This window comes from Salinifilum aidingensis, from assembly GCF_054782015.1.
Window position 1 is genome coordinate 28,359 of record NZ_BAAGTH010000012.1, and the last position, 23,367, is coordinate 51,725.

Consider the following 23,367-nt stretch of genomic DNA (forward strand, 5'->3'; position numbering starts at 1 on the left):
GCCGCGCCCGCCACCACGCCCGGTCCCGGCCGCCGCGGAGGGGCGCGCCGAGCACCGGCACGCCCCTCGCGCGGGAACGCCTCAGGAGCGCACGACGCCCAGCACCTCGCCGCGGGAGTCGGCGCGCAGCACGGGTGCCTCGGCCGAGAGGTCGCGGACCGCGGCGAGGGATTCCGCGGCCACCTCGGTGGCGTCGGTCACCACGGCCGCCGCCTCCAGCCCCGGGGCACCGCTGGAGACGGCGGCGGCCACGGCCGCCTGCAGCGCCGACAGCCGCAGCGAGTCCAGCTCGACCGCGCACGCCGCGTAGGTGCGCCCGTCGAGGTCGCGGACGGCCGCGCCCTCCGCGGATCCGGTCCGGGCCCGCGCCGAGCGGGCCAGGGTCACGATCTTGGCGTCCTCGCCGTCCAGCTCGGCCGGCGCAGCGGTTTCCACCCGTTCAGCCACGTGTATCGCTTCCTTCCTGTTGTGCGTCGGCTCCGTCCCCGGGCCGCTCGGCACCCGCCCGCCCGGAGTCCTCGACCGGTTCGACGCGCCGCACCAGCAGCGCGTTGATCCGGATCCTGCCGCGGTGGTCCTTGCCGCCTTCGGCGCGCAGCCGCAGCCCGGCCACCTCTGTTTCCGCACCGGGCAGCGGCACGCGTCCGAGCCGCTGCGCCAGCAGCCCGCCGACCGTTTCGACGTCGCCGTCGTCGAGTTCCACCCCGAACAGCTCGGCCAGGTCCTGCACGGGCAGGCGGGAACTGACGCGCACGGTGCCGTCGGGGAACTCCTCGACGGGGCGGTGCTCCTCGCGGTCCGACTCGTCGGTGATCTCACCGACGATCTCCTCGAGGATGTCCTCGATCGTCAGCAGCCCCGCCGTGCCCCCGTACTCGTCGACGGCGATGGCGAGGTGGCTGCGCGAGCGCTGCATCTCGTGCAGCAGCCCGTCCAACCGCTTGGTGTCGGGGACGAAGCTGGCGGGGCGCATGAGCTCGCCCGCCGACGGGGTGCGGTCGCGGTCGGAACGCTCCATCACCGCGCGGGTGAGGTCCTTGAGCGTGACCACGCCGACGACGTCGTCGACGCTGCTGCCGATCACGGGCAGCCGGGAGAACCCGGACCGCAGGCACAGCGCGAGCGCCTGCCGCGCGGACTTGCCGCGCTCGATCCAGACGATCTCGGTGCGCGGGACCATGACCTCCCGGGCGAGCGTGTCGCCGAGGTCGAACACCGAGTGGATCATCTTCCGCTCACCGGCGGCGACGACACCGCTCTCCCCGGCGATGTCGACGAGCTCGCGCAGCTCCACCTCGGTGGAGAACGGCCCTTCGCGGAACCCGCGGCCGGGGGTGATGAGGTTGCCGATGAGGATGAGCAGCCGGGTGAGCGGGTTGAGCACGCGCGCCACGGCACGCACGGGACCGGCGACCTTCGCGCCCACGCCGTAGGGGTGCTGGCGGCCGATCGTGCGCGGGCCCACGCCGACGAGCACGTACGAGGCCAGCAGCATGATCAGCGCGGCGGCGACGACCGCCCAGGCGTCCGAGTCGGCCAGCCGCAGCGCGAGCACGGTGACGAGCACGGTGGCGCCGAGCTCGCAGGCCAGGCGCAGCAGCAGCAGCAGGTTGACGTGCCGCGGGCGGTCGGCGAGCACGGCGGAGAGCTGCCGCGCCCCGCTGCGCCCCTCGCGCACGAGCTCGTCCACCCGCGCTCGGGAGGCGGCGGTGATCGCCGCTTCCGAGGCCGCGAACAGGCCGGCGGCGAGCACCAGCAGCACCGCCCACCCGAGAAACGCGGTATTACCGGACATCGCCGCCGTTCCCTGGAGGTCGCAACACCACTGCCCTCATCGCACCGCTGCCGGCCGCCCTCCTCCGCTCACCCCTGGGGGCGCTCGTCCTGCCCGCCGTCCAGGCCGACGGTCCCCAGCAGGCGCTCGTCGGCGCTGCGCTGCTGCTCCTGCTGCCGCGCGGTCTCCTGCTCCTCGCGGTAGTCGGCGAGGATGCGGTTCTGCAGGCCGAACATCTCCCGCTCCTCATCCGGTTCGGCGTGGTCGTAGCCGAGCAGGTGCAGCACGCCGTGCACGGTGAGCAGGTGCAGCTCGTCGAACAGCCCGTGCCCGGCCTTGCTCGCCTGGTCCTCGGCGAAGGCGGGGCAGAGCACGATGTCGCCGAGCAGCGCGGGGCCGGAACCGGTCGCGTCCGGGCGGCGCGTCGTGTCGTACTCGTCCATGGGGAACGCCATGACGTCGGTGGGGCCGGGAAGGTCCATCCACCGCTCGTGCAGGTCCGCCATCACGTCCTGCTCGACCATGACGATGGACAGCTCGGCGAGCTGGCTGACGCTCATCTTGTCCAGCGCGAACCGGGCCACGGAGACGATCGAGTCCCCGGGCAGGTCCGCACTCGTCTCGTTGGCGAATTCGATGCTCATCCGCGTCACCGCCGGCCCCGGCCGTTGCCGGAGCGGCCGTTCTCCTCGTTGTCCCGCTGCACTTCTTCCGCTGCCTGCCACCGGTCGTAGGCGTCGACGATGTCGGTCACCAGCTGGTGGCGCACCACGTCCTGGCTGTCGAGGTGGGAGAAGTGCACGTCGGAGAGATCGCCGAGGATGTCCTGCACCACCTTCAGGCCGCTGCGCTGGCCGCCCGGCAGGTCGATCTGCGTGATGTCGCCGGTGACCACGATCTGCGAACCGAACCCGAGGCGGGTGAGGAACATCTTCATCTGTTCCAGCGTGGTGTTCTGCGCCTCGTCGAGGATGATGAACGCGTCGTTGAGCGTGCGCCCGCGCATGTAGGCCAGCGGGGCGATCTCGATGGTTCCGGACTGGGTCAGGCGCGGCACCGACTCCGGGTCGATCATGTCGTGCAGCGCGTCGTACAGCGGACGCAGGTACGGGTCGATCTTCTCGTACAGCGAACCGGGCAGGTAGCCCAACCGCTCGCCCGCTTCCACCGCGGGGCGCGTGAGGATGATCCGGTTGACCTCCTTCGCGCGCAGCGCCTGCACCGCCTTGGCCATGGCCATGTAGGTCTTGCCGGTACCGGCCGGGCCGATGCCGAACACGACGGTGTGCTGGTCGATCGCCTCGACGTAGCGCTTCTGGTTGAGCGTCTTCGGGCGGATCGTCCGGCCGCGCCGCGAGAGGATGTCCAGGCTGAGCACTTCGGCCGGCGACTCGTTGTTGCCCTCGGAGAGCATCGACACGCTGCGGCGGACGGCGTCGGGGGTGACGGTGCCCTTGCTCGCCAGGGTGATGAGTTCCGCGATGACGCGTTCGGCGAAGGCCACCTCCGCCGACTCACCCGAAAGAGTGACTTCGTTTCCGCGGACGTGCACGTCCGCCGTGAGGAGCTCCTCCGCGGCGCGGAGGTTCTCGTCCCGCGAACCGAGCAAGGTCAGCACGACCTCGTCCGGGATGGTCACTGTCGACTGCGCGGAGAAGTTCCGCGGCTGTTCTCCGGACTGGGCGGCGGCGCCGCCGGTGGGGATTCCGGCCACGTGGTTTCGGGTCCTGCTTTCTGCGCTCGCTGCGCTGCTCGACGGACAGTTCCTGCGCACCCCGCGAGCGGACCCGCCGCCCGGTGGGGCTTGCACCACCGATGGTAGAACACTCGACAATTCGCGCCCGGGCGCGCGTGCCCCGCGGAGGCGGGCGCGGGCCGCCGCGCGGTCCCGGGCACGCGCTCACCGAACCGCGCAGCGGCCGGACGGCTCGAAGCCGCGGACCCGCGCGGCCGGCCGCGTCAGCCCTTGATCGGCCCGCCGGTCATCCCGCCGAGGTCCTCCCCGCCGAGCAGGTGCAGGTGCACGTGGAAGATGGTCTGGCCCGCGTCGGCGTTGGTGTTGAACAGCAGCCGGTAGCCGGACTCGGCGATGCCGTCCTCCTCGGCGATGGCGTGGGCGGTGCTGATCAGCTCGGCCAGCAGACCGGGGTCGGCGGCCGCGAGCTCGGCGGCGTTGCGGTGGTGGCGCTTGGGGATGACCAGCACGTGGGTCGGCGCCTGCGGGTTGATGTCCCGGATGGCGATGAACCGGTCGTTCTCCCGCACGATGTCGGCCGGGATTTCGCGGTCGATGATCCGCTGGAACAGCGAGTCCGTGTCACTCATGCCCGCAGGCTATCGCCGGCCCCCACCGCCCCCGCGCGCCGCCACCACCCGTGATCCGCGGGGGTCGTCAAAGCCAGAGCGCACTGCCGGACACGACAAGCCGCGGCCCGCAGCCACCATTTCGACGCGAAGCGTCGAGCACCCAGCAAGCAACGCACCAGCCGCAGGTTCTCCAGTGCGTCTCTCGTGAGGAAGGTCCGACGCTGCGTAGGCGGACTACTCAAGGAGGGCACCCGGAACGAGAGACGTGCTGGAGGTTCTGCCACAGGGGCCTTGCGCAACGGAACCCACCACTGTTTTCGACGCCGTGCCGCAGGAATGGATCTGGGGGTCATCCACCTGCGGCACGGCTCCCGCCGGACCGAGGGGGAGGCGTCCGGCGGGTGGAAGGGTCCGATCGGCAACCCGTTCGGCCCCGACGCTATCGCCCCTCGTACGGGTGACGCCACGGCCGCGACCGAAACTTGATCTCGATCCCATTCCGCCGCGCGGGCACAACCGATCGGGCGGTGTGATCAGCACCACCGCTCGGTGAGCGCGCCGAGCGCTCCCAGGGCCACGGCCGGCGCGGTGGAGGCGCGCAGCACGCTCGGCCCGAGCCGGACCGAGCGCGCTCCGGCCGCGGTCAGCTGCTCGACCTCCTCGGGGGCGATCCCGCCCTCCGGGCCGACGATCAGCAGCACTTCCCCGGAGCCGGGCAGCTCCACCGAGCGCAGCGCCGTGCTGCCGGTCTCGTGCAGCACGAGCGCGGCGTCGGCTCCGCCGACGAGCCGCGTCAGCTCCCGCGTGCTCACCGGTTCCGCGACCTCGGGCGTCCACGCGCGCCGCGCCTGCTTGGCCGACTCGCGCACCGTTTCCCGCCACTTGGCCAGCGCCTTCGCACCGCGCGGTCCGTCGTCCCACTTCGCCACGCACCGCGCGGCCCGCCACGGCACGACGGCGTCCGCACCCGCTTCGGTGGCGACCTCGACGGGCAGCTGGCTGCGGTCGCCCTTGACGAGGGCCTGGGCCAGCCGCACCCGCAGCCGCGGCCGCGGCACGTGCCAGCTGCCGATCACCTCGAGCGCGAGCTCGTCCTTGCCGACCTCGGTGACCGCGCACCGCGCCATTCCGCCGCGCCCGTCGGTGAGCAGGAGGTGCTCCCCCGCGCGCAGGCGCCGGACGGTCGCGGCGTGCTTGCCCTCCGGACCGTCCAGCGTGGTGCGCGCGCCGCCGGGGAGCTCGTCGACGTGGAAGACCGGCAGCCCCTCCGGCACGGCTCAGCGGTTCCCGAACGACTTGAACCGGGAGAAGATCCCGTTGCGGTGCCCGTTGCCGTTGGCCGAGACGGTCGGTTCCGGCTGCTCCTCCCCCCGCAGCGCGGCGAGCTGGCGCAGCAGCTCGGCCTGCTGCTCGTCGACCTTCATGGGCACTTCGACGTTGAGGTGCACGTGCAGGTTGCCGTGGCCGCTGACCTTGCCGTTGGAGCGCAGCTTCGGCAGTCCGCGGCCGGTGAACACCTGCTCGGTCCCGGGCTGGGTGCCGGCCTCGACGGCGATCTCCTCTTCCTCGCCGTCGAGGGTGCGCAGCGTGAGCACGGTGCCCAGCGCCGCTGCGGTCATGGGCACGTCGACCGTGCAGTGCAGGTCAGCGCCGTCGCGGGTGAACCGCTCGTGCGGCTGCTCCTCGACCTCGACGAACAGGTCGCCCGCCGGACCGCCGCCGGGGCCGACCTCGCCCTCGCCGGCCAACCGCACGCGCATCCCGTCGCCGACGCCGCCGGGGATCTTGACCGTGATCGTGCGCCGCGCGCGGATCCGGCCCTCACCGCCGCACTGCTGGCACGGTTCGGGGATGACCTCGCCGAAGCCGTGGCAGACGGGGCACGGCCGCGAGGTCATGACCTGCCCCAGGAACGAGCGCTGCACCGACTGGATCTCGCCGCGCCCACCGCAGTTGTCGCAGGTGGAGGGGGCCGTTCCGGCCTTGCACCCGCCGCCGTCGCAGGTGTCGCACAGCACCGCGGTGTCCACGGTGATGTCCCGGTCGATGCCGCTGGCGCACTCCTCGAGGGTCATCTCCAAGCGCAGCAGCGCGTCGGAACCGGGCTGCGCCCGGCTCTTGGGCCCGCGGCTGCCACCGCCCATGCCGCCGCCGAAGAAGGCGTCCATGATGTCGCCGAGGCCGCCGAAGCCGGCGAACGGATCGCCGCCTCCGCCCCCGGCACCACCGCCGCTGTCCATGGGATCGCCGCCCATGTCCACGACCTGGCGCTTCTGCGGGTCGGACAGCACCTCGTAAGCGGTGGTCACTTCCCGGAACCGCTCCTGCGCGTCCTCCTCCGGGTTGACATCCGGGTGCAGCTCCCGCGCGAGCTTGCGGTACGCACGTTTGATCTGCTCCGCGGTCGCGTCCTTGGACACTCCGAGGGTCGCGTAGTAGTCCCTGGCCACCTTGTCCGTACTTCCTCTGGTCGATCAACAGGTTCACGTATCGGTCGCACCGACGCCGCGGCTGTCGCCGACGGCTCGTGCGCAGGCGGGCACGTCGCGCCGGAACGTCACCGGCCCCGCAGGATCTCACCCACGTACGTGGCGACCGCACGCACCGCCGCCATCGTCCCGGGGTAGTCCATGCGCGTGGGGCCGACCACGCCCAGGCCACCGAGCACCGTCCCATCCGCGCCGTACCCGGTGGACACCACCGAGGTGGTCTGCATCTCCTCCGCTTCGTTCTCCGCCCCGATCCGCACGTGCACCGTACGCGAGTCGCGCGCGGCGGCGAGCAGTTTGAGCACCACGACCTGCTCCTCCAGCGCTTCGAGCACCTGGCGCAGCGAGTCGGAGAAGTCCGCGACGTTGCGCGTGAGGTTGGAGGTCCCGCCCAGGACCATACGCTCGTCGGGGTGCTCGACCAGCGATTCGATGAGCACGCTGCTCACGCGCACGAGGATCGGGCGCAGCTCGTCCGGGCCCTTCTCGGGGAGGTCGGCGACCGCCGCGGAGGCGTCGGCGAGCCGCTTCTCGGACATCGCGTTGTTCAGCACGGTGCGCAGCCGCGCCACGTCGTCCTCGGAGACGACGTCGCCGAGGTCCACCATGCGCTGGTCGACCCGGCCGGTGTTGGTGATGAGCACGAGCATCAGCCGGGCGGGGCTGATGGTGACGACCTCGACGTGCCGCACCGTGGAGCGCGTCAACGTGGGGTACTGCACCACGGCGACCTGCTGGGTCAGCTGCGCCAGCAGGCGCACGCTGCGCCGCATGACGTCGTCGAGGTCCACCGCGCCTTCCAGGAAGGTGTAGATCGCGCGGCGCTCGGCGGCGGTCAGCGGCTTCACCTCGTGCAGCCGGTCGACGAACATGCGGTAGCCCTTGTCGGTGGGCACCCGTCCGGCGCTGGTGTGCGGCTGGGCGATGTAGCCGTCCTCCTCGAGGGAGGCCATGTCGTTGCGGACGGTGGCGCTGGACACGCCGAGGCTGTGGCGATCGACGAGCGCCTTCGAACCGATGGGCTCCTGGCTGGAGACGTAGTCGGCGACGATGGCCCGCAGCACCTCGAAGCGGCGGTCGTCGGTGTTCATGCGCCACCTCCCTGGCATCGACCTCCGCGCCCCGGCATCGCCGGGACGCACGCCCACGGCCTCTCCCCCGGGGCTCCGGGAGCGCGGCCCGTGGACCACGACGCGCCCGCGCGCCGCACCGCGGCGGGTCAGCACGCGGCGCAGTGCCGGACGCACGTGCAGTACCGGTCACAGGTGCAGGCTCGGCGCCGCTGCTGCCTCCCTCCCAGTTTACTGGTGCAACACCACGGCCGGGCACGTGCGAACGACGATCACCGGTGCGCCCCGCCGCGGGCAATCCCCGCTTCAGCGCGGTGTGGCGCGGAACACCGCAGGACCGGGACGCCTCCGCCCCGGAAGAGGCCCGGAGCGGGGACGCCTCACCCGAGCAGCCGGGTCACCACCCCGTCGGCCAGCAGCCGCCCGCGGTCGGTGAGCACGGCGCGCCCCTCCTGCCAGCGGTCGCGCCGCAGCAAGCCGTCCGCGACGGCCCCCTCGGCCTCCCGCAGCCCCTCGTCGTCGAGCACCTCGGGGTCCAGCCCGTCGCTGGTGCGCAGCGCGAGCATGACGCGCTCGATGCGGCGGTCCTCCCCGGTGAGCACCTCGCGCCCGGAGGCGGGCGAGAGTCCCTGGGACAAGCTGCGCGCGTACCGGGCCGGGTGCTTGACGTTCCACCAGCGCACGCCGCCGATGTGGCTGTGCGCGCCGGGGCCGGCGCCCCACCAGTCGCCGCCGTGCCAGTAGCCGAGGTTGTGCCGGCAGCGCGCGGCCCCGTCCGCGGCCCAGTTGGACACCTCGTACCAGCCCAGCCCGGCCTCGGACAGCCGCGCGTCGATGAGCTCGTAGCGGTCGGCCAGCACGTCCTCGTCGGGCGCGGGCAGTTCGCCGCGGCGCACCCGGCGGGCCAGGGCGGTGCCGTCCTCGACGATGAGCGAGTACGCCGAGACGTGGTCCACCCCGGCCGACAGCACCGCTTCGAGGGTGGCGCGCAGGTCGTCGTCGCCCTCCCCCGGCGTGCCGTAGATCAGGTCGAGGCTGACGTGGTCGAACCCGGCGGCGCGCGCCTCGCGCGCGGCCTGCACGGCCCGCCCGGGCGTGTGCCTGCGGTCGAGCACGCGCAGGACGTGCTCGGCGGCGGACTGCATGCCGAGCGACACGCGCGTGTAGCCGCGCTCGCGGATGCCGGCGAAGAACTCCGGCGAGGTCGACTCCGGGTTGGACTCGGTGGTGACCTCCGCCTCCTCGGCCAGCCCGAAGGTGCCGCGCACCGCGGCGAGGACGTCGCCGAGGCGCTCGGCCCCGAGCAGCGAGGGGGTGCCGCCGCCGACGAAGACCGTCTCCGCGCGCGGCACCGGCCGCCCCGCGCTCGCGGCCACCCGCGCGCCCAGCTCGAGCTCGGCGCGCAGGGCCTCGAGCCAGCTGTCGAATCCGGCTCCGTCGCCGAGCTCCTCGGCGGTGTAGGTGTTGAAGTCGCAGTAGCCGCAGCGGGTGGCGCAGAACGGCACGTGCACGTACACCCCGAACGGGTGCTCGCCCAGCTCGGCGAGCGCCGCTTCGGGGAGGGCACCGTCCTCGGGGGCGGGTTCGGCGTTCGGCGGTTCCTTGGCCACGCCCCCACTGTCTCACCATGCGGATGCCGCTAGACCGGCAGGTGAGCGGATGGCAGGGTGATCGGCATGGGTATGACCGGGACCGGAACGCTGCTGGTCACCCGCCGCTACGTCGACTTGCGCCGGGTCTCCAGCGCACTGTGCCCCTCGCAGCAGGGGCGGTGAACCGCGTCGCAGGCGCGCAGTCGCGCCGCCCTCGTTCACCACGTGCCGGGACCACCCCGCGCGTGTGATCGCCCACGTCTTTTTCGTCCCTGTCCACGAGGCGTCGGGCGCTCGTGAGCCCGCGGCTCCACTTCGTGTGAGCGCACTCACGTGCCACCGTCGCGTCTCCTCGAACCCGGAGGTCGGACCATGGTCCCCCCGACGGAAACAGCCGGTCGCCCCGCTCGGAAAAGCAAAGCCCGCGGTCAGGGCCAGTGGGCGCTCGGCCACCGCGAACCGCTGAACGGCAACGAACGCACCAAGAAGGAAGACAACCCGCTCAACGTCCGCGAGCGCATCGAGCGCGTCTACGCCTACCGCGGCTACGACTCGATCGACCCGCAGGACCTGCGCGGCCGGTTCCGCTGGCTGGGGCTGTACACGCAGCGCGCCCCGGGGATCCCGGGCGGGCGCACGGCCGCGCTGGAGCCGGAGGAGCTCGACGACGACCACTTCATGCTGCGGGTCCGCGTCGACGGCGGCGCGATGACCACCGAGCAGCTGCGCACCGTCGGTGAGATCGCCCGGACCTACGCCCGCGACACGGCCGACATCACCGACCGGCAGAACATCCAGCTGCACTGGATCCGCATCGAGGACATGCCGACGATCTGGGAGCGGTTGGAGTCGGTCGGCCTGTCCACCACCGAGGCCTGCGGCGACTGCCCGCGCGTGGTGCTGGGCTCGCCGGTGGCGGGCATCGCCGAGGACGAGATCATCGACGGCACCCCGGCGGTGCGGGAGATCACCGAGCGCTACATCGGCGACCAGTCGCTGGCGAACCTGCCGCGCAAGTACAAAACGGCGATCACCGGTTCGCCCCGGTGGGACGCCGTCCCGGAGATCAACGACGTCTCGTTCGTCGGGGTCGAGCACCCCGAGCACGGCCCGGGCTTCGACGTGTGGGTCGGCGGCGGCCTGTCCACCAACCCGAAGTTCGCCCAGCGGCTGGGCGCCTGGGTCCCGCTCTCCGAGGTGGCCGAGGTCTGGCACGCGGTCACCCGCCTGTTCCGCGACTACGGCTACCGGCGGCTGCGGAACCGCGCCCGGATGAAGTTCCTCGTGGACGACTGGGGCGCCGAGGCCGTCCGCAAGGTCGTCGAGGACGAGTACCTGGACCGCCGGCTCCTCGACGGGCCGGCGCCGGAGACCCCGAGCGAGGACCGCGACCACCTGGGCGTGCACCGGCAGCAGGACGGCAACCACTACGTCGGCTTCAAGTCCCCCGCGGGGCGCGTGAGCGGGTCGAAGCTGCTGGAGGCCGCCGCGGCCGCCGAGCGGGCCGGCTCCCACCGGGTGCGCACCACGGTCGAGCAGAACCTCCTCGTGCTGGACGTCCCGGAATCCGAAGTGGACGCCCTGATTTCGGACATGTCCGCGCTCGACCTGCACGCGCACCCCTCGCCGTGGCGGCGCGGAGTCATGGCCTGCACCGGTCTCGAGTTCTGCAAGCTGGCGATCGTGGAGACCAAGCAGCGGGCGATCGACCTCATCGGCGACCTCGACAAGCGCCTGGAGGACGTCCAGAGCGGCCTGGAGAACCAGGTCTCGATCACCCTCAACGGCTGCCCCAACGCCTGCGCCCGCACGCAGGTCGCCGACATCGGGCTGAAGGGCCAGATGGTCACCGACGCCGACGGCAACCAGGTCGAGGGCTTCCAGGTGCACCTGGGCGGCGGCCTGGCGGTGGACACCGGAACCGGCCGCAAGATCCGCGGCCACAAGGTGACCTCGGCCGAGCTGGGGGATTATGTGGAGCGGCTCGTGCGACGCTACATTGCGCAACGCGAGCAGGGCGAGCGGTTCGCCCAGTGGGCGGCTCGTGCCACCGACGAGGAGCTCTCATGACCTCGGCCGGTAACCGCATGGCGCCGCTGCACTGCCCGTACTGTGGCGACGAGGAGCTCGTGCCCCGGGAGGAACCGGCCGGTGCGTGGAAGTGCGCCGCGTGCCTGCGGGTGTTCACCGTGCAGCTGGTCGGGCTGGCGCTGCCCGAGCACGAGCACTTCCGGCAGGAAGGAGCGCAAGGCCCATGAGCCCGACGGAGGAGCAGGCCGTGGACATCGGACACCGACGTGCGGAGGAGGAGCTGCGGGCCCTCGCCGAGCAGGCCTCGGCCGAGCTCGCCGACGCCACCGCCGAGGAGGCGCTGGCGTGGGCGGCCGAGACGTTCGGCCGCAACCTGATCGTCGCGTCGAACATGCAGGACGCCTCGCTGGTCGATCTGGCCGCTCGTGTCCAACCCGGGGTGGATGTCCTCTTCCTGGAGACCGGGTACCACTTCGCTGAGACGATCGGCACACGTGACGCCGTGGCGGCCACCTATGATGTGAACATCGTGGACGCCACGCCCGAGCAGACCGTGGCCGAGCAGGACGAGAGCGAAGGTCCGCGGCTGTACGAGCGTGATCCGAACCGCTGCTGCTTCCTGCGCAAGGTCCTGCCGCTGCGGAACACGCTGGCCCCCTACGAGGCGTGGGTGACCGGCGTGCGCCGCGTGGACGCGCCCACGCGCGCCGACACGCCCATCGTGACCTGGGACGACCGCAACGGGTTGGTGAAGGTCAACCCGATGGCGGCCTGGACGGACGAGGAACTGCAGTCCTACATCGACAGCCGCAACGTGCTGGTGAACCCGCTGGTGCACGCCGGGTACCCGTCGATCGGGTGCGCGCCGTGCACCAGCAAGCCCGCCCCGGGCGCCGATCCGCGCAGCGGCCGCTGGGCGGGCTCGTCCAAGACCGAGTGCGGACTGCACGGTTGACGGCCGCGCTGGACCGCTAGAACACGGAGGACACCGGAGACATGACCACGACCGATCCCGGCATCGACACGGTGGCGGAGTCGACCAACGAGGCGCCCCCGCAGGTGAACAATCTGGACGCCCTGGAATCGGAAGCGATCCACATCTTCCGAGAAGTGGCCGGCGAGTTCGACCGTCCGGTGATCCTCTTCTCCGGCGGGAAGGATTCCACTCTCCTGCTGCACCTGGCGCTGAAGGCCTTCCGACCCGCACCGGTTCCGTTCGGCCTGCTGCACGTGGACACCGGGCACAACTTCCCCGAGGTCATCGACTTCCGCGACCAGTTGTGCGAAAAGCACGGTCTGCGCCTGCACGTCGCCTCCGTGCAGGACTACATCGACGACGGGCGCCTCGAGGAGCGCCCCGACGGCACGCGCAACCCGTTGCAGACGACGCCGCTGCTGGACGCGATCCGCGACAACAAGTTCGACGCGGTGTTCGGCGGCGGGCGGCGCGACGAGGAGCGCTCGCGCGCCAAGGAGCGGATCTTCAGCCTGCGCAACGCGTTCGGCCAGTGGGACCCGCGGCGCCAGCGCCCGGAGCTGTGGAACCTGTACAACGGGCGGCACCGCGCCGGGGAGCACGTCCGCGTCTTCCCGCTGTCCAACTGGACGGAGCTGGACGTGTGGCGCTACATCCAGCGGGAGAAGATCGAACTGCCCGCGATCTACTACGCCCACCAGCGCGAGGTGTTCCAGCGCGACGGGATGTGGCTGACCTCCGGGCCTTGGGGCGGTCCCCGCGAGGGCGAGGAAGTCCAGCTCAAGACGGTGCGCTACCGCACGGTCGGGGACGGTTCGTGCACCGGCGCGGTGGAATCCGAGGCCTACACGCTCGACGAGGTCATCGCCGAGGTCGGCGCCAGCCACCTGACCGAGCGCGGCGCCACCCGGGCCGACGACCGGATGTCCGAAGCGGCCATGGAGGACCGCAAGCGCGAGGGCTACTTCTAGTCACCTTCCGCCCGGCAACACGAGAATGGGTTGACGCATGACCGAGACCACCCCCGCAACGGCACCGGAGAACGCCGTGCCCCGCGACGTCGCGTTCGAGAACGGTGCGCCCGAGAACGGCGTGCCCGAAAACGGTGTCCTGTCAGATAATACCGATCTGCTCCGCTTGGCGACAGCGGGGTCGGTGGACGACGGCAAGAGCACGCTCGTCGGCCGGCTGCTGCACGACACCAAGTCCGTGCTGGCCGACCAGCTCGACGCGGTGTACCGGGCCAGCGAGGAGCGCGGACTGTCCAGTCCGGACCTGTCGCTGCTCGTCGACGGGCTGCGCGCCGAGCGCGAGCAGGGCATCACCATCGACGTGGCCTACCGCTACTTCGCCACGCCGCGCCGCAGCTTCGTGCTCGCCGACACCCCGGGGCACGTGCAGTACACCCGGAACACGGTCACCGGCGCCTCCACCGCGCAGCTGGCGGTGCTGCTGGTGGACGCGCGCAAGGGCGTGCTCGAGCAGACGCGGCGGCACGCGGCCGTGCTGGCGCTGCTGGGCGTGCCGCGGCTCGTGCTGGCCGTGAACAAGATCGACATGGTCGACTTCGACGAGGGCACGCACACCCGCATCGCCGAGGAGTTCACCGAGCACGCCGAGGCGCTCGGCTACACCGACGACGCCGTCGTGACGATCCCGGTCTCCGCGCTGCACGGGGACAACGTGGTGGAGCGCTCCGCGCGCACCCCGTGGTACACCGGCCCGGCGCTGCTGGAGCACCTGGAAACCGCGCCGGTGGCGCCGGACCCGCACGACGCGCCGTTCCGGATGGCGGTGCAGTACGTGGTCCGCCCGCGCACCGAGGAGTTCCCCGACTACCGCGGCTACGCCGGCCAGTCCGCCAGCGGCGTGGTCCGCGCGGGCGACGAGGTCGTCGTGCTGCCCGCCGGGCGGCGCACGCGGGTGTCCCAAGTGGACACGCCGGACGGGGAGGTCGCCAGCGCCGCGGCGGGCCGCCCGATCACGCTGCTGCTGGAGGACGACGTCGACATCGCGCGCGGCGACCTGGTGGCCCACGCCGACCACCCCCCGCGGCTGAGCGACGAGTTGGACGCCACGGTGTGCTGGCTGGCCGAGAAGCCGCTGCGCGGCGGCGACCGCGTGCTGGTCAAGCACGGCGCCCGCACGGTGCAGGCGATGGTCACCGAACTCACCGGCCGCTTCGACGAGCAGGAGCTGACCACAGTGGACACTCCGGATGCGTTGGAGCTCAACGAGATCGGCCGGGTGCAGCTGCGCACCTCCGAGCAGCTGGCCATCGACGAGTACGCGGAGAACCGCCGCACCGGCGCGTTCCTCATCATCGACCCGACCGACGGCAGCACGCTCGGCGCGGGTCTCGTCGGACACCCCTTGGCCGCCGCGACGGCGTGAGTGGCATGACGGCAGGCGACGTTCCGCTGGTCGCGGTCGCGCACGGCAGCCGGGACCCCCGGTCGGCCGCGACGATCCACGCACTGATGGACGAGGTCCGCAGGCAGAGCCCGGACCTCGACGTCCGCACCGCGTTCCTGGACCTGTCCGCCCCGCGGGTGGGCGACGTGCTGGCGGGAGTGCACGGCGACGGCCACGAGGAGGCCGTCGTCGTGCCGCTGCTGCTGGGCCACGCCTTCCACGCGCGGGTGGACGTGCCGGGCGCGGTGGCCGACGCGGAACACCGCCACCCCCGCTTCCGGGCGCGGATCGCCGAGGTGCTCGGCCCCGACCCGCGCCTGGAGCGGGCGGCGTGGCGCCGCCTCGCCGCGGCGGGGGCCGAGGCCGGCGACCCGGAGCTGGGGGTGGTGCTGGCCGGCGCCGGCTCCTCGCACCCGCCGGCCAACCGGATCGTCGAGGAGGTGACCGAGCGGTGGTGCGCCACCTCGGCCTGGCCGGATGCGGCCGCGGCGTTCGCCGCTGCCGCCGAGCCCACCGTGCCGCAGGCGATCGCCCGGCTGCGGGCCGCGGGCGCGCGGCGCATCGCGGTGGGCGCCTGGTTCCTCGCTCCCGGACTGCTGCCGGACCGCATCCTCGAGCAGGCGCGGGCCGAGGACCCCGAGGCCCTGCTGGCCGCGCCGATGGCCGATGACGCCGAGGTCGCCGCGCTCGTGCTCGCGCGCTACCGCGCCGCGCTCGCCGCGCCGGAGGAGCACGAGTCCGTCCACTTCGCCTGAATGGCCCGGAATCCGCCCGTACCGACCGGCAGTGTCTGCGCCGCACCGAAAGCTTCACTCCACGTGGGCATGAGAGAGTGCGGAACGGCAGCGAACCCTGGGAACTGACTGCGCTACGCGTTCGTCCAACAGTCGGAACCACACTGTCAAGCGAACGGGGGTTTGGGGCGTTCCATGCAAGGCCGGCGGAAAAATCGGGGGCGAGGACGCGCGATGGACACTCAGCAGGCCAACCATCCGGTGATCACACCCGCGATGCGGGAGCAGGCCCGCAAGCAGCCGAACACCTGGCTGTACGTCGTCGACCCGATCTTCACCGACCCGAGCGCCGAAGTGCCGCCCTGGGGGTTCATCGGCGGTTACCGCGTCGATGAGCGGGGCGAGATCACCGACGACTTCTCGTCGAACCCGAACTACCGCCCCTCCCCCGTCGCGCTGCGCCTGCCGGCGCCGAGCAACGACGCCGAACGCGCGTGGCAGCTGACCAGCACCGGCTACGCCCCCGGTCAGACGCTGCTGACGGCGCTGCTCGAGGCCTCCCTCGTCCTCTTCGCCCAACCGCAGGGCACCGGCCTGGTCGTGGCCGAGCCCGACACCACCGGCCGGCGGCAGCTGCAGGTGTTCACCTCCGAGCAGTACCTGCCGCGCACCCCGGCGGCCTGGCAGCACCTGACCGGACGACAGCTCGCCGCGCACCCCCTGGTCGGGGTGGATCTGCACATCAACCCGACGAGCCCGGCCAAGGCCCGCGTGCCGGCCGAGGAGCTCCTCCGCACCGCCGGGACGCACGCCGGTGCTCCCGCCCTCGCCGCGGGAGCACCGCCCCAGCAGGCGCCCGGCGGACCGCAGAGCCCCGCCCGCGGCACGCCGACGGCGGACAGCAGCGGCACGACCGCGCACCCCGGAGGCGGGAGCGCCGGCCCCGAAGCCACCACCGGCGGGGCCGCGGCGGGCGCCGCGAGCGCGACCCCGGAGCCGGCCAGCACGGCGAGCCCCGCCGGGAACCCCGCCACCGCCTCCGGGGAGGCCGCCGGGAGCCCCGCTGCGGGCGCGCCCGCGCAGCAGGCGGAGCAGGCCCCGGGCCAGGTGGATCCCACCGCCGGGGACTTCGGTCGGCGCGTGCTCGGAGCGCTGCTGGGCGGTGCGATCGGCGACGCGCTCGGCGCACCCGTCGAGTTCTACCCGGTCGACCAGATCCGCAGCCGGTTCGGACCCGAGGGCGTCACCGACTACGACCGCGACTCCGAGCACCCGGGCGCGTTCACCGACGACACCCAGCTGACCCTGTTCACCCTGGAAGGGCTCGTCCGCGCCCGCGCCGGCCGGCGCAGCGGGCTGGCCGCGGAGCCGCTTCCCGCCGTGCAGCTGGCCTACCAGCGGTGGCTGCACACCCAGGGGTACGGCTGGGCTCGCGCCGCTGGGCCGTTCGCCGACAACCAGCCCGAGCCGACCGGGTGGCTCATCGGCCACCGGGAGCTGTTCTCCGTGCGCGCTCCCAGCAGCACGTGCATCACCGCGCTGCGCGAGTTCGCCGCCGTCGGCGCTCCCGGGACGTTCGACCGGAGCATCAACGAGTCCGAGGACTGCGGCGGCGTGGTCCGCGCTGCGCCGGTGGCCCTGTGGTCGGACGACCCCCGCGAGGTGTTCGAGCTCGCGGCGGCCACCGCGGCGCTGACGTACTCGCACCCGAACGCCTACCTCCCCGCGGCCGTGCACGCCGTGCTGGTGCACCGCCTGGTGCGCGGTGCGGAGCTCGGCACGGCGCTGGTCGAGGCCCGCGCGCTGCTGGCCGACTACCGCGACCACGCCGACACCGAGCGGGCGCTGCGGGCGGCGGTCGAGCTCAGCGAGCAGGCCCCCACCCCGGAGCGGGTCCGCGACGCCCTCGGCTCCGGGTGGGCCGGCCACGAGGCCCTGGCCATCGCGGTGTGCGCGGCGCTGGCCACGGAGACCGTGGCGCAGGCGGTGATGACGGCCGTCAACCACTCCGGGGCGAGCGACACCACCGGTGCGCTGTGCGGCGCGCTCGTCGGCGCCCGCTACGGCTCCACCGCCCTGCCCGGGGTGTGGCTGCGCGACCTGCGCCAGCGCGAGCTCGTCGAGCAGTTGACCGCGGACGCGCTGCGGGAGTTCGGCCCGACTCCGCCCGAGGACGCGGATTGGCGCGAGCGCTACCCCGCGCAACTGGACGCAGTGGACATCGCGTTCACCTCGGAACTGCCCCGCGCGGAGGAGGCGCCGGACGCTGCGGAGGGCACCGCGGAGGACGCGGCGGCCGGCGGCGCGGCGGAAGGAGCTCCGGGCGGCGTCGACGAAGCCCTGCCCGCCACTGCGGACGCGGCTGCGGAACCCGCCGTCCCCGGAGCGGCGGTGAGCACCGCGCTCACCGCCGCTCGCGGTGGTGAGCGGCCGGCCGCGCCGGAGCTGGTCGAGTCCCGCGTGCTCGGCTTCCTGCTCGGCGGCGCGGTCGGCGATGCGCTCGGCTACCCGGTCGAGGACGACGAGCTGGCCGCCATCCGCCGCAAGCACGGCGAGCCCGGGGTCACCGACTTCACCGAGGCGCACCGCGGTGCGATCAGCGACGAGACCCAGCTGACCGTGTTCACCCTCGAAGGGCTCATCCGGGCGAGCATCCGCCGCCGCCTGTTCGGCGAGGCCGAACCGGGCACCCAGGTGCAGCACGCCTACCAGCGGTGGCTGCACACGCAGGGTTTCGACTGGCGCGACGCCCGCGGTCCGCTCGCGGCCGACGCCCCGGACGGCTGGTTGATCCAGCGCCGGGACCTGTTCATGCGGCGCGCGCCCAAGACCACGTGCGTGCAGGCGCTGCACGGCTACGCCAGCGGCATCCCGCGCGGCACGTTCTCCCACCGGGTCAACGACTCGAAGGGCAGCGGTGGCGTCATGCGCGCGGCCCCCGCGGGACTGTGGTCGGCGGACTCCGGCGAGGTCTGCCAGGTCGGAGCGCTCACCGCCGTGCTCACGCACGGCCACCCGAGCGGTTACTTGCCCGCCGGTGCGCTGGCCGTCGTCGTGCAGCAGCTGCTGGCGGGCCGCTCCCTGCCGGAAGCGGTGGACGGGGCGCTGACCGAACTGTCCACGTGGGACGGGCACGAGGAGACGACGGCGGCGCTGCGGCAGGCCATCGAACTCGCCGCGTCGAACTCCGCCACCCCCGAGCTGATCGAGAAGCAGCTCGGCAGCGGTGAGTACGGGCAGGAAGCGCTGGCCATCGGTGTCTGCGCCGCGCTGAGCCGCCCCGAGTCGTTCTCCGAGGCCGTGCTGCTGGCCGCCAACCACTCCGGTGCCAGCGACTCCACCGCGGCGATCTGCGGCAACATCATGGGTGCGGCGCGCACGGTCTCGGCGATCCCGCAGGAGTGGCGCGAGGCCGTGGAGCTGCGGGACGTGATCGAGGAGATCGCCAGCGACGCGATCCGCGAGTTCGGCGAGGACCCGCCGCAGGACGAGGAGTGGCTGCACCGCTACCCGGTCGGCAGCGGCGCGCCCGCTGAGCCCGCCGCGCAGCAGGCGCCGGCGGAGCCCGCCGCCGCTGCGGAGGCGCCCGCGGAGGAGGCACCCGCGGAAGGGGCTGCCGAGACCGCGGGCGCGGAGGACTTGCTCGAAACTCCGGACGAAACACCTGGTGGATCCCCGGACGGGGCCGCGGACGCGCTCCCGGACGCGGAGGGCACCACCGCGGACGCGGGCGGTGCCGAACCCGGCGCGGAGCCGTCCCCGAACGCGGGAACCACGACGGCGGCTGCGCTTCCCGTGCGCGTTCCGGGCGAGAGCACGCCCGCCCGCAACGGCGAGGACATCGACGTCCCGGACTCCGCCCCCGGAACCGGGACGGCCGAGGAGACCGACCCCCCGGCGGAGGACCTCCCGAGCGGCGGCGCGCCGACCGACGACGTGCCGGCGGACCCCGCGGACGACCCGGCGGACGGAGCCTCGGAGGACGCACCGGTCCCCACCGCCTCCGAGGCACGGGTTCCCGCGGACACCGCGATGCCGTCGAACCCCGCTTCCGAGGACCCCGCCGAACAGGCCAGCGCCGCCGAGGAGACCAGCGCCGCCGAGGAGGACGGCGCTCGCCCCGAGACCCCCGAGCGGGCGACGGCCGCTTCCCCGCAGGGCCCGCCCGCACCGCCCGGTGCGGCGGAGCAGCCGGACTCCGCCGAGGACGACCTGCTCTCCGAGGAGGAGCTGCGCCTGCTCGTGGCGTGGCGGAAGTTCCGGGAGACCGGATCCGGCGAATCCGTGGAGCTCACGCACGGGCTGCGCAAACTCCTCGTCGAGGCCTTCGGGCAGGACCGGGCCACCCAGCTGCTCGGCGAGCAGGAATCCCGGGACGTGCAGGTGCGCCCGAGCGCCCCGGTGGCTCTCGACCGGGACGAGCGGTTGCGCGGCTGCGTGCTCGGGCAGGCCGCGGGCGATGCGCTCGGCGCCCCGTGGATGTTCACCGAGCTGCGCGCGCTGCTGCGGGAGAACCCGGACGGCGTGCGGGAGATGGCCGAGTTCGCCGGGCTCCGCGGGGCGGCGAGCCGGTACGGCCAGCAGGCGGTGTTCCTGCTGGACGGCCTGGTCCGGGCGGAGCTGCACTCCGCCCTGCGCGGGGTCAACACGCACTGGCCGAGCATGGTCCGCCGCACGCTGCAGCACTGGTTGCACACCCAGGGCGTGCGGAGCACGCCGGAGCTGCCGCCGGGCGAACTGGCCAGCACCGGTCTGCTGCACGCGCAGCGGTTCCCGGACGACGCCTCGCTGACCGCGTTGGCCGAGACCGCCGGCGAGGCGGCGCTGCCCAGCCCGGCGAACCCGCCGAACGACGCGCGGACGGGCGCCGCGACCGCCCGGGGCGCGGTGGTGGGGCTCATCGCCCCGACGCCGCGCCAGGCGATCGCGCTGGGCATCGACATCGCGGTGCTCACCCACGGGCACCCGGACGGGTTCCTGCCCGCCGGTGCCGCGGCGGGGCTGGTGCACGCCCTGCACGAGGGCCGCGACCCGCTGGAAGCCGTCGAGGTCGTGCTCGCCGAGCTGGACCAGCGCGAGGGGGCTGAGCGCACCGCGGCGGCGCTGCGCTCGGCCGTGGACCTGGCGCGGCGCGGTGCTGCCACCCCGAGCGGGCTGGCCGAGCTCGGCGGGGGACGGCAGGCCCCGGAGGCGCTGGCGATCGCGGTGGCCGCGGTGCTGACCCACGCCGACTCGTTCGCCGAGGCGACGTCGCTGGCCGCCACGCACGGCGGCGACAGCGCGGCGTCCGCGGCGATCTGCGGGAGCCTGCTCGGGGCCGCGCGCGGCGCCGCGGACATCCCCGCCGAGTGGTTGTCCACTGTGGAGCTGCATGGCCCGCTGGACCAGCTGGCCACCGACTTCTCCCGCGTGGCGGGCGAAATCCACCCCGAGCGCGACCTTCCCGAGTGGGCGCACCGCTACCCGTCGGTCGACTGACTCCGCTCGGAGAACGAGCACAGTGGACGCATCAGCCCACCCGCTGGACGACATCGAGCGGGCGCTGCTCGCCACGCGGCGCGGCCGCGGCCACCGCGATCCGGTCGAGCGCGGGCTGCTCGACCGGTGGCGCCGGTGGCGCGAGCACCCCTCCGAACTCCCGCCGTGGGGCGCGGCCCTGCGCCACCGGATCGCCGCCGACGAAACCGCTGCCCTGCCGCCGAGCGGTCTGAGCGGACGCGCGGGCCTGCTGCCGGAGGTGCCCAGCCGCCTGACGGGCATGCTGCTCGGCGGGCTCGTCGGCGAGCAGGTCGCCCTGCGCGGACCACCCGCCGAGGACGCCCCGGCCGCGGACCGGGGCGCTGCCCCCGCGCTCGGTCAGCGCGGCAGCGCGCTCCTGTTCGCGTTGGAAGGGCTCATCCGCGCCCGCACCGCCCAGCGCGGCGAGGACGGCGCCGAGCCGTTCGGCGAAGTCCTCGAAGGACTGCGCCGGTGGATGCGCTCCCGCGGGGTCGCCTGGGCCGACTGCGGCTCCGCCCACCCCGCTCCGGTCGGCTGGCTCATCCGGCACGACGCGCTGTGGTCGCGCTCCGTCGACGAGCCCGGCCTGCTGACCGCGGTCAGCCGCATCGCCGCGGGCAGCGCGCCCGGAACGCCGCAGCACCGGCTGACCGGATCGGACGGCGCGACCGCGGTCCCGCTCGGTGCGCTCGCCCCGCTGTGGTCGGCCGACGCGGGACGCGTGCGCGTGCTCGGCGGCGAGCTCGCCGCGCTCACCCACGGGCACCCGCGCGGACACGGGCCGGCCGCGGTGCTGGCGGTCGCGATGGCCCGCCTGCTGCGCGGGCAGGGGTTGGACACCGCGATCGAGCGCGGACTGGCCGCGTGGGAGGCCGGGCGTGCGCAACTGTCCCGCGCGGTGGAGCTCGGCCGGGCCAGCCCGGCGGGACTGCGGCCGGGCCGGGTGCAGTGGGCCGCGCTCGGACCCGGGCGGGACGGGCTCAGCACCCTGGCCGCCGCCGTGCGCACGGCGCTGGCCTGCCGCCGCGAGGCGGGCACGCCCGCGGGTTTCGCCGCTGCGCTGACCGCGGCGTGCGAGCACGACGGCGACGGGCCCGCGGCAGCCGCGCTGTGCGGGCAGCTGCTCGGCGCGCTGCACGGGCCGACGGCCGTGCCGTGGCCCACCCTCGCCCCGGTGGAGCTCGTGGAGCGGATCGCGACCGACGCGGTCACCGAGTTCGGACCGCACCCGGACGGTTCGGCGGACTGGACCCGCCGCTACGGCACCGCCGCGCCCGCCCCTGCGGAGGACTCCGCACGACCGCGCGGCGACCGGCCGGCGGGAACGAGCGGCGCGGAGCACTGCACCGGGGCGCGCGACCGGTTCCGCGCCGCGGTGGTGGGCTGCGGCGTCGGCGAGGCGCTCGGCCTGCCCGTGGCCTCGGCCACCGCGGAGGACATCCGCGCCCGGCACGGCGAGGACGGCCTGACCGAGTACCTCCCGGCGGGGCACCCGGCCGGTCGCATCGGCAGCGAGACCCAGCTGCTGCTGTTCTCCGTGGAGGGGATGATCCGGGCCGGCGTGGCCCGCCGCCGCGGAGCGGTCACCACGCCGTTCGAGCACGTGCAGCACGCGTACCAGCGCTGGCTGCACACCCAGCACCTCAGCTGGCCGCGGGCGGCCGGGCGCTTCCGCACGACCGCCGCGCAGCCGGACGGCCCGCTGGTGCAGCACCGGGCGCTGTTCCGGACGCGCAACCCGGGGCGGACGATGATGCGGACGCTGATCGCCGTCGCCAAGGGGCAGCGGGAACCGGGCACGCCGGAGGATCCGGTCAACGACTCGCAGGGGCCGAGCGCGGTGGTGCGCGCGGTGCCCGCGGCGCTGTGGTCCGACGATCCGGCGCGCGTGTTCGACACGGCGGTGCGCCTGGCCGCGCTCACGCACGGCCACCCGAGCGCGCACCTGTCCGCGGGCGCGCTCGGGGTGGTCGTGCTCCACCTGCTGGGGGGCGCGGAGCTGCCCGACGCGGTGGCGCGGGCCCGGGAGGAGCTCGCCGGGCACCCGGAGCACGAACCGGTCGCGCGCCGGCTGGACGCGGCGGTGCGCCTGGCCGCCTCCGGTTCGGCGTCCCCGGAGGAGCGCAACCACCACCTCGGCACCGGTTGGCAGGCCGCGGAAGCCCTCGCCCTGGGGGTGCACGCGGCGCTGGCCGCGGTGGAGCGGGAGAGCCCGTTCGAGGCGGGTCTGGCGGTCGCGGTCAACCAGACGGGCAACAGCGCCGCGGTCGGGGCGGTCTGCGGCAGCCTGCTCGGCGCGCTCCTCGGCACCGGCGGGATCGCCGAGCGGTGGACCGACGAGCTGGAGCTGCACGCGGTGCTGGAGGGCCTCGGCGCCGACGCCGCCGCCGAGTTCGGCCCCGCACCACCGGAGTGGGGCGAGCGCTACCCGGCCACCTGAGGTGCCCGGCCACCTGCATCGCGTCCGGAGGAGTCCGGCG

18 protein-coding genes are annotated in these 23,367 nt (G+C 73.9%); 9 read left to right on the top strand and 9 right to left on the bottom strand.

All coding sequences use genetic code 11. From position 1 onward, the window contains the following. Positions 1-81: 81 nt before the first annotated feature. From ACYVJE_RS16435 to hemW, 9 genes are all read right to left on the bottom strand, one after another. A complete protein-coding gene (locus ACYVJE_RS16435; RefSeq protein ID WP_459158774.1) occupies positions 82-447 on the bottom strand; it encodes a cytidine deaminase in 366 nt (121 codons plus the stop codon). Then, positions 440-1,795: a hemolysin family protein gene (locus ACYVJE_RS16440; RefSeq protein WP_461145157.1), complete on the bottom strand. Its 1,356-nt coding sequence runs from the start codon at positions 1,793-1,795 to the stop codon at positions 440-442. Before ACYVJE_RS16440 ends, ACYVJE_RS16435 begins: the two co-directional genes overlap by 8 nt. 68 nt (positions 1,796-1,863) lie before the next feature. Next, entirely contained in the window at positions 1,864-2,418 is a 555-nt protein-coding gene (gene ybeY / locus ACYVJE_RS16445) for an rRNA maturation RNase YbeY (protein WP_461145158.1), read from the bottom strand. A 5-nt stretch (positions 2,419-2,423) separates the two neighbouring features. After that, positions 2,424-3,488 carry a PhoH family protein gene (locus tag ACYVJE_RS16450; RefSeq protein WP_459158771.1) on the bottom strand — a complete coding sequence of 355 codons (1,065 nt, stop codon included), beginning with the start codon at positions 3,486-3,488 and terminating at the stop codon, positions 2,424-2,426. Positions 3,489-3,733: 245 nt separating this feature from the next. Continuing rightward, positions 3,734-4,099, bottom strand: coding sequence for a histidine triad nucleotide-binding protein (locus tag ACYVJE_RS16455; protein ID WP_459158770.1), 366 nt, complete (start codon positions 4,097-4,099; stop codon positions 3,734-3,736). A 515-nt stretch (positions 4,100-4,614) separates the two neighbouring features. Then, a complete protein-coding gene (locus ACYVJE_RS16460; protein WP_461145159.1) occupies positions 4,615-5,355 on the bottom strand; it encodes a 16S rRNA (uracil(1498)-N(3))-methyltransferase in 741 nt (246 codons plus the stop codon). A gap of 3 nt (positions 5,356-5,358) precedes the next feature. After that, positions 5,359-6,531 (bottom strand): molecular chaperone DnaJ, encoded by a 1,173-nt coding sequence (gene dnaJ / locus ACYVJE_RS16465; RefSeq protein ID WP_459158768.1) that lies wholly within the window; start codon positions 6,529-6,531, stop codon positions 5,359-5,361. Between the two features lie 107 nt (positions 6,532-6,638). Next, the gene (gene hrcA, locus ACYVJE_RS16470) at positions 6,639-7,661 is read right to left on the bottom strand and encodes a heat-inducible transcriptional repressor HrcA (protein WP_459158767.1); all 1,023 of its coding nucleotides are present in this window, start codon (positions 7,659-7,661) and stop codon (positions 6,639-6,641) included. A gap of 359 nt (positions 7,662-8,020) precedes the next feature. Further along, complete coding sequence (gene hemW, locus ACYVJE_RS16475; protein WP_461145160.1) at positions 8,021-9,250, bottom strand: radical SAM family heme chaperone HemW; 1,230 nt, start codon at positions 9,248-9,250, stop codon at positions 8,021-8,023. 66 nt (positions 9,251-9,316) lie between these two features. Here hemW and ACYVJE_RS16480 point away from each other — a divergent pair, with 66 nt between their 5' ends. The 9 genes from ACYVJE_RS16480 (at position 9,317) to ACYVJE_RS16520 (ending at position 23,327) form a co-directional block, all read left to right on the top strand. Further along, positions 9,317-9,415, top strand: coding sequence for a putative leader peptide (locus ACYVJE_RS16480; RefSeq protein ID WP_459158765.1), 99 nt, complete (start codon positions 9,317-9,319; stop codon positions 9,413-9,415). Between the two features lie 189 nt (positions 9,416-9,604). Next, complete coding sequence (locus ACYVJE_RS16485; protein ID WP_459158764.1) at positions 9,605-11,302, top strand: nitrite/sulfite reductase; 1,698 nt, start codon at positions 9,605-9,607, stop codon at positions 11,300-11,302. Next, complete coding sequence (locus ACYVJE_RS16490) at positions 11,299-11,490, top strand: hypothetical protein (protein WP_459158763.1); 192 nt, start codon at positions 11,299-11,301, stop codon at positions 11,488-11,490. The genes ACYVJE_RS16485 and ACYVJE_RS16490 overlap by 4 nt, the downstream gene beginning before the upstream one ends. Beyond that, positions 11,487-12,218 (top strand): phosphoadenylyl-sulfate reductase, encoded by a 732-nt coding sequence (locus ACYVJE_RS16495; protein ID WP_461145161.1) that lies wholly within the window; start codon positions 11,487-11,489, stop codon positions 12,216-12,218. The genes ACYVJE_RS16490 and ACYVJE_RS16495 overlap by 4 nt, the downstream gene beginning before the upstream one ends. 41 nt (positions 12,219-12,259) lie before the next feature. Then, positions 12,260-13,210: a sulfate adenylyltransferase subunit CysD gene (cysD, locus tag ACYVJE_RS16500; RefSeq protein WP_459158761.1), complete on the top strand. Its 951-nt coding sequence runs from the start codon at positions 12,260-12,262 to the stop codon at positions 13,208-13,210. A gap of 37 nt (positions 13,211-13,247) precedes the next feature. After that, entirely contained in the window at positions 13,248-14,633 is a 1,386-nt protein-coding gene (locus ACYVJE_RS16505; RefSeq protein WP_461145162.1) for a sulfate adenylyltransferase subunit 1, read from the top strand. Between the two features lie 5 nt (positions 14,634-14,638). Then, positions 14,639-15,409, top strand: coding sequence for a sirohydrochlorin chelatase (locus tag ACYVJE_RS16510; protein WP_461145163.1), 771 nt, complete (start codon positions 14,639-14,641; stop codon positions 15,407-15,409). A 213-nt stretch (positions 15,410-15,622) separates the two neighbouring features. Beyond that, positions 15,623-20,866, top strand: coding sequence for a type VII secretion system-associated protein (locus ACYVJE_RS16515; protein WP_461145164.1), 5,244 nt, complete (start codon positions 15,623-15,625; stop codon positions 20,864-20,866). 22 nt (positions 20,867-20,888) lie between these two features. Further along, positions 20,889-23,327, top strand: coding sequence for an ADP-ribosylglycohydrolase family protein (locus ACYVJE_RS16520; RefSeq protein WP_461145165.1), 2,439 nt, complete (start codon positions 20,889-20,891; stop codon positions 23,325-23,327). Positions 23,328-23,367 lie beyond the last annotated feature (40 nt).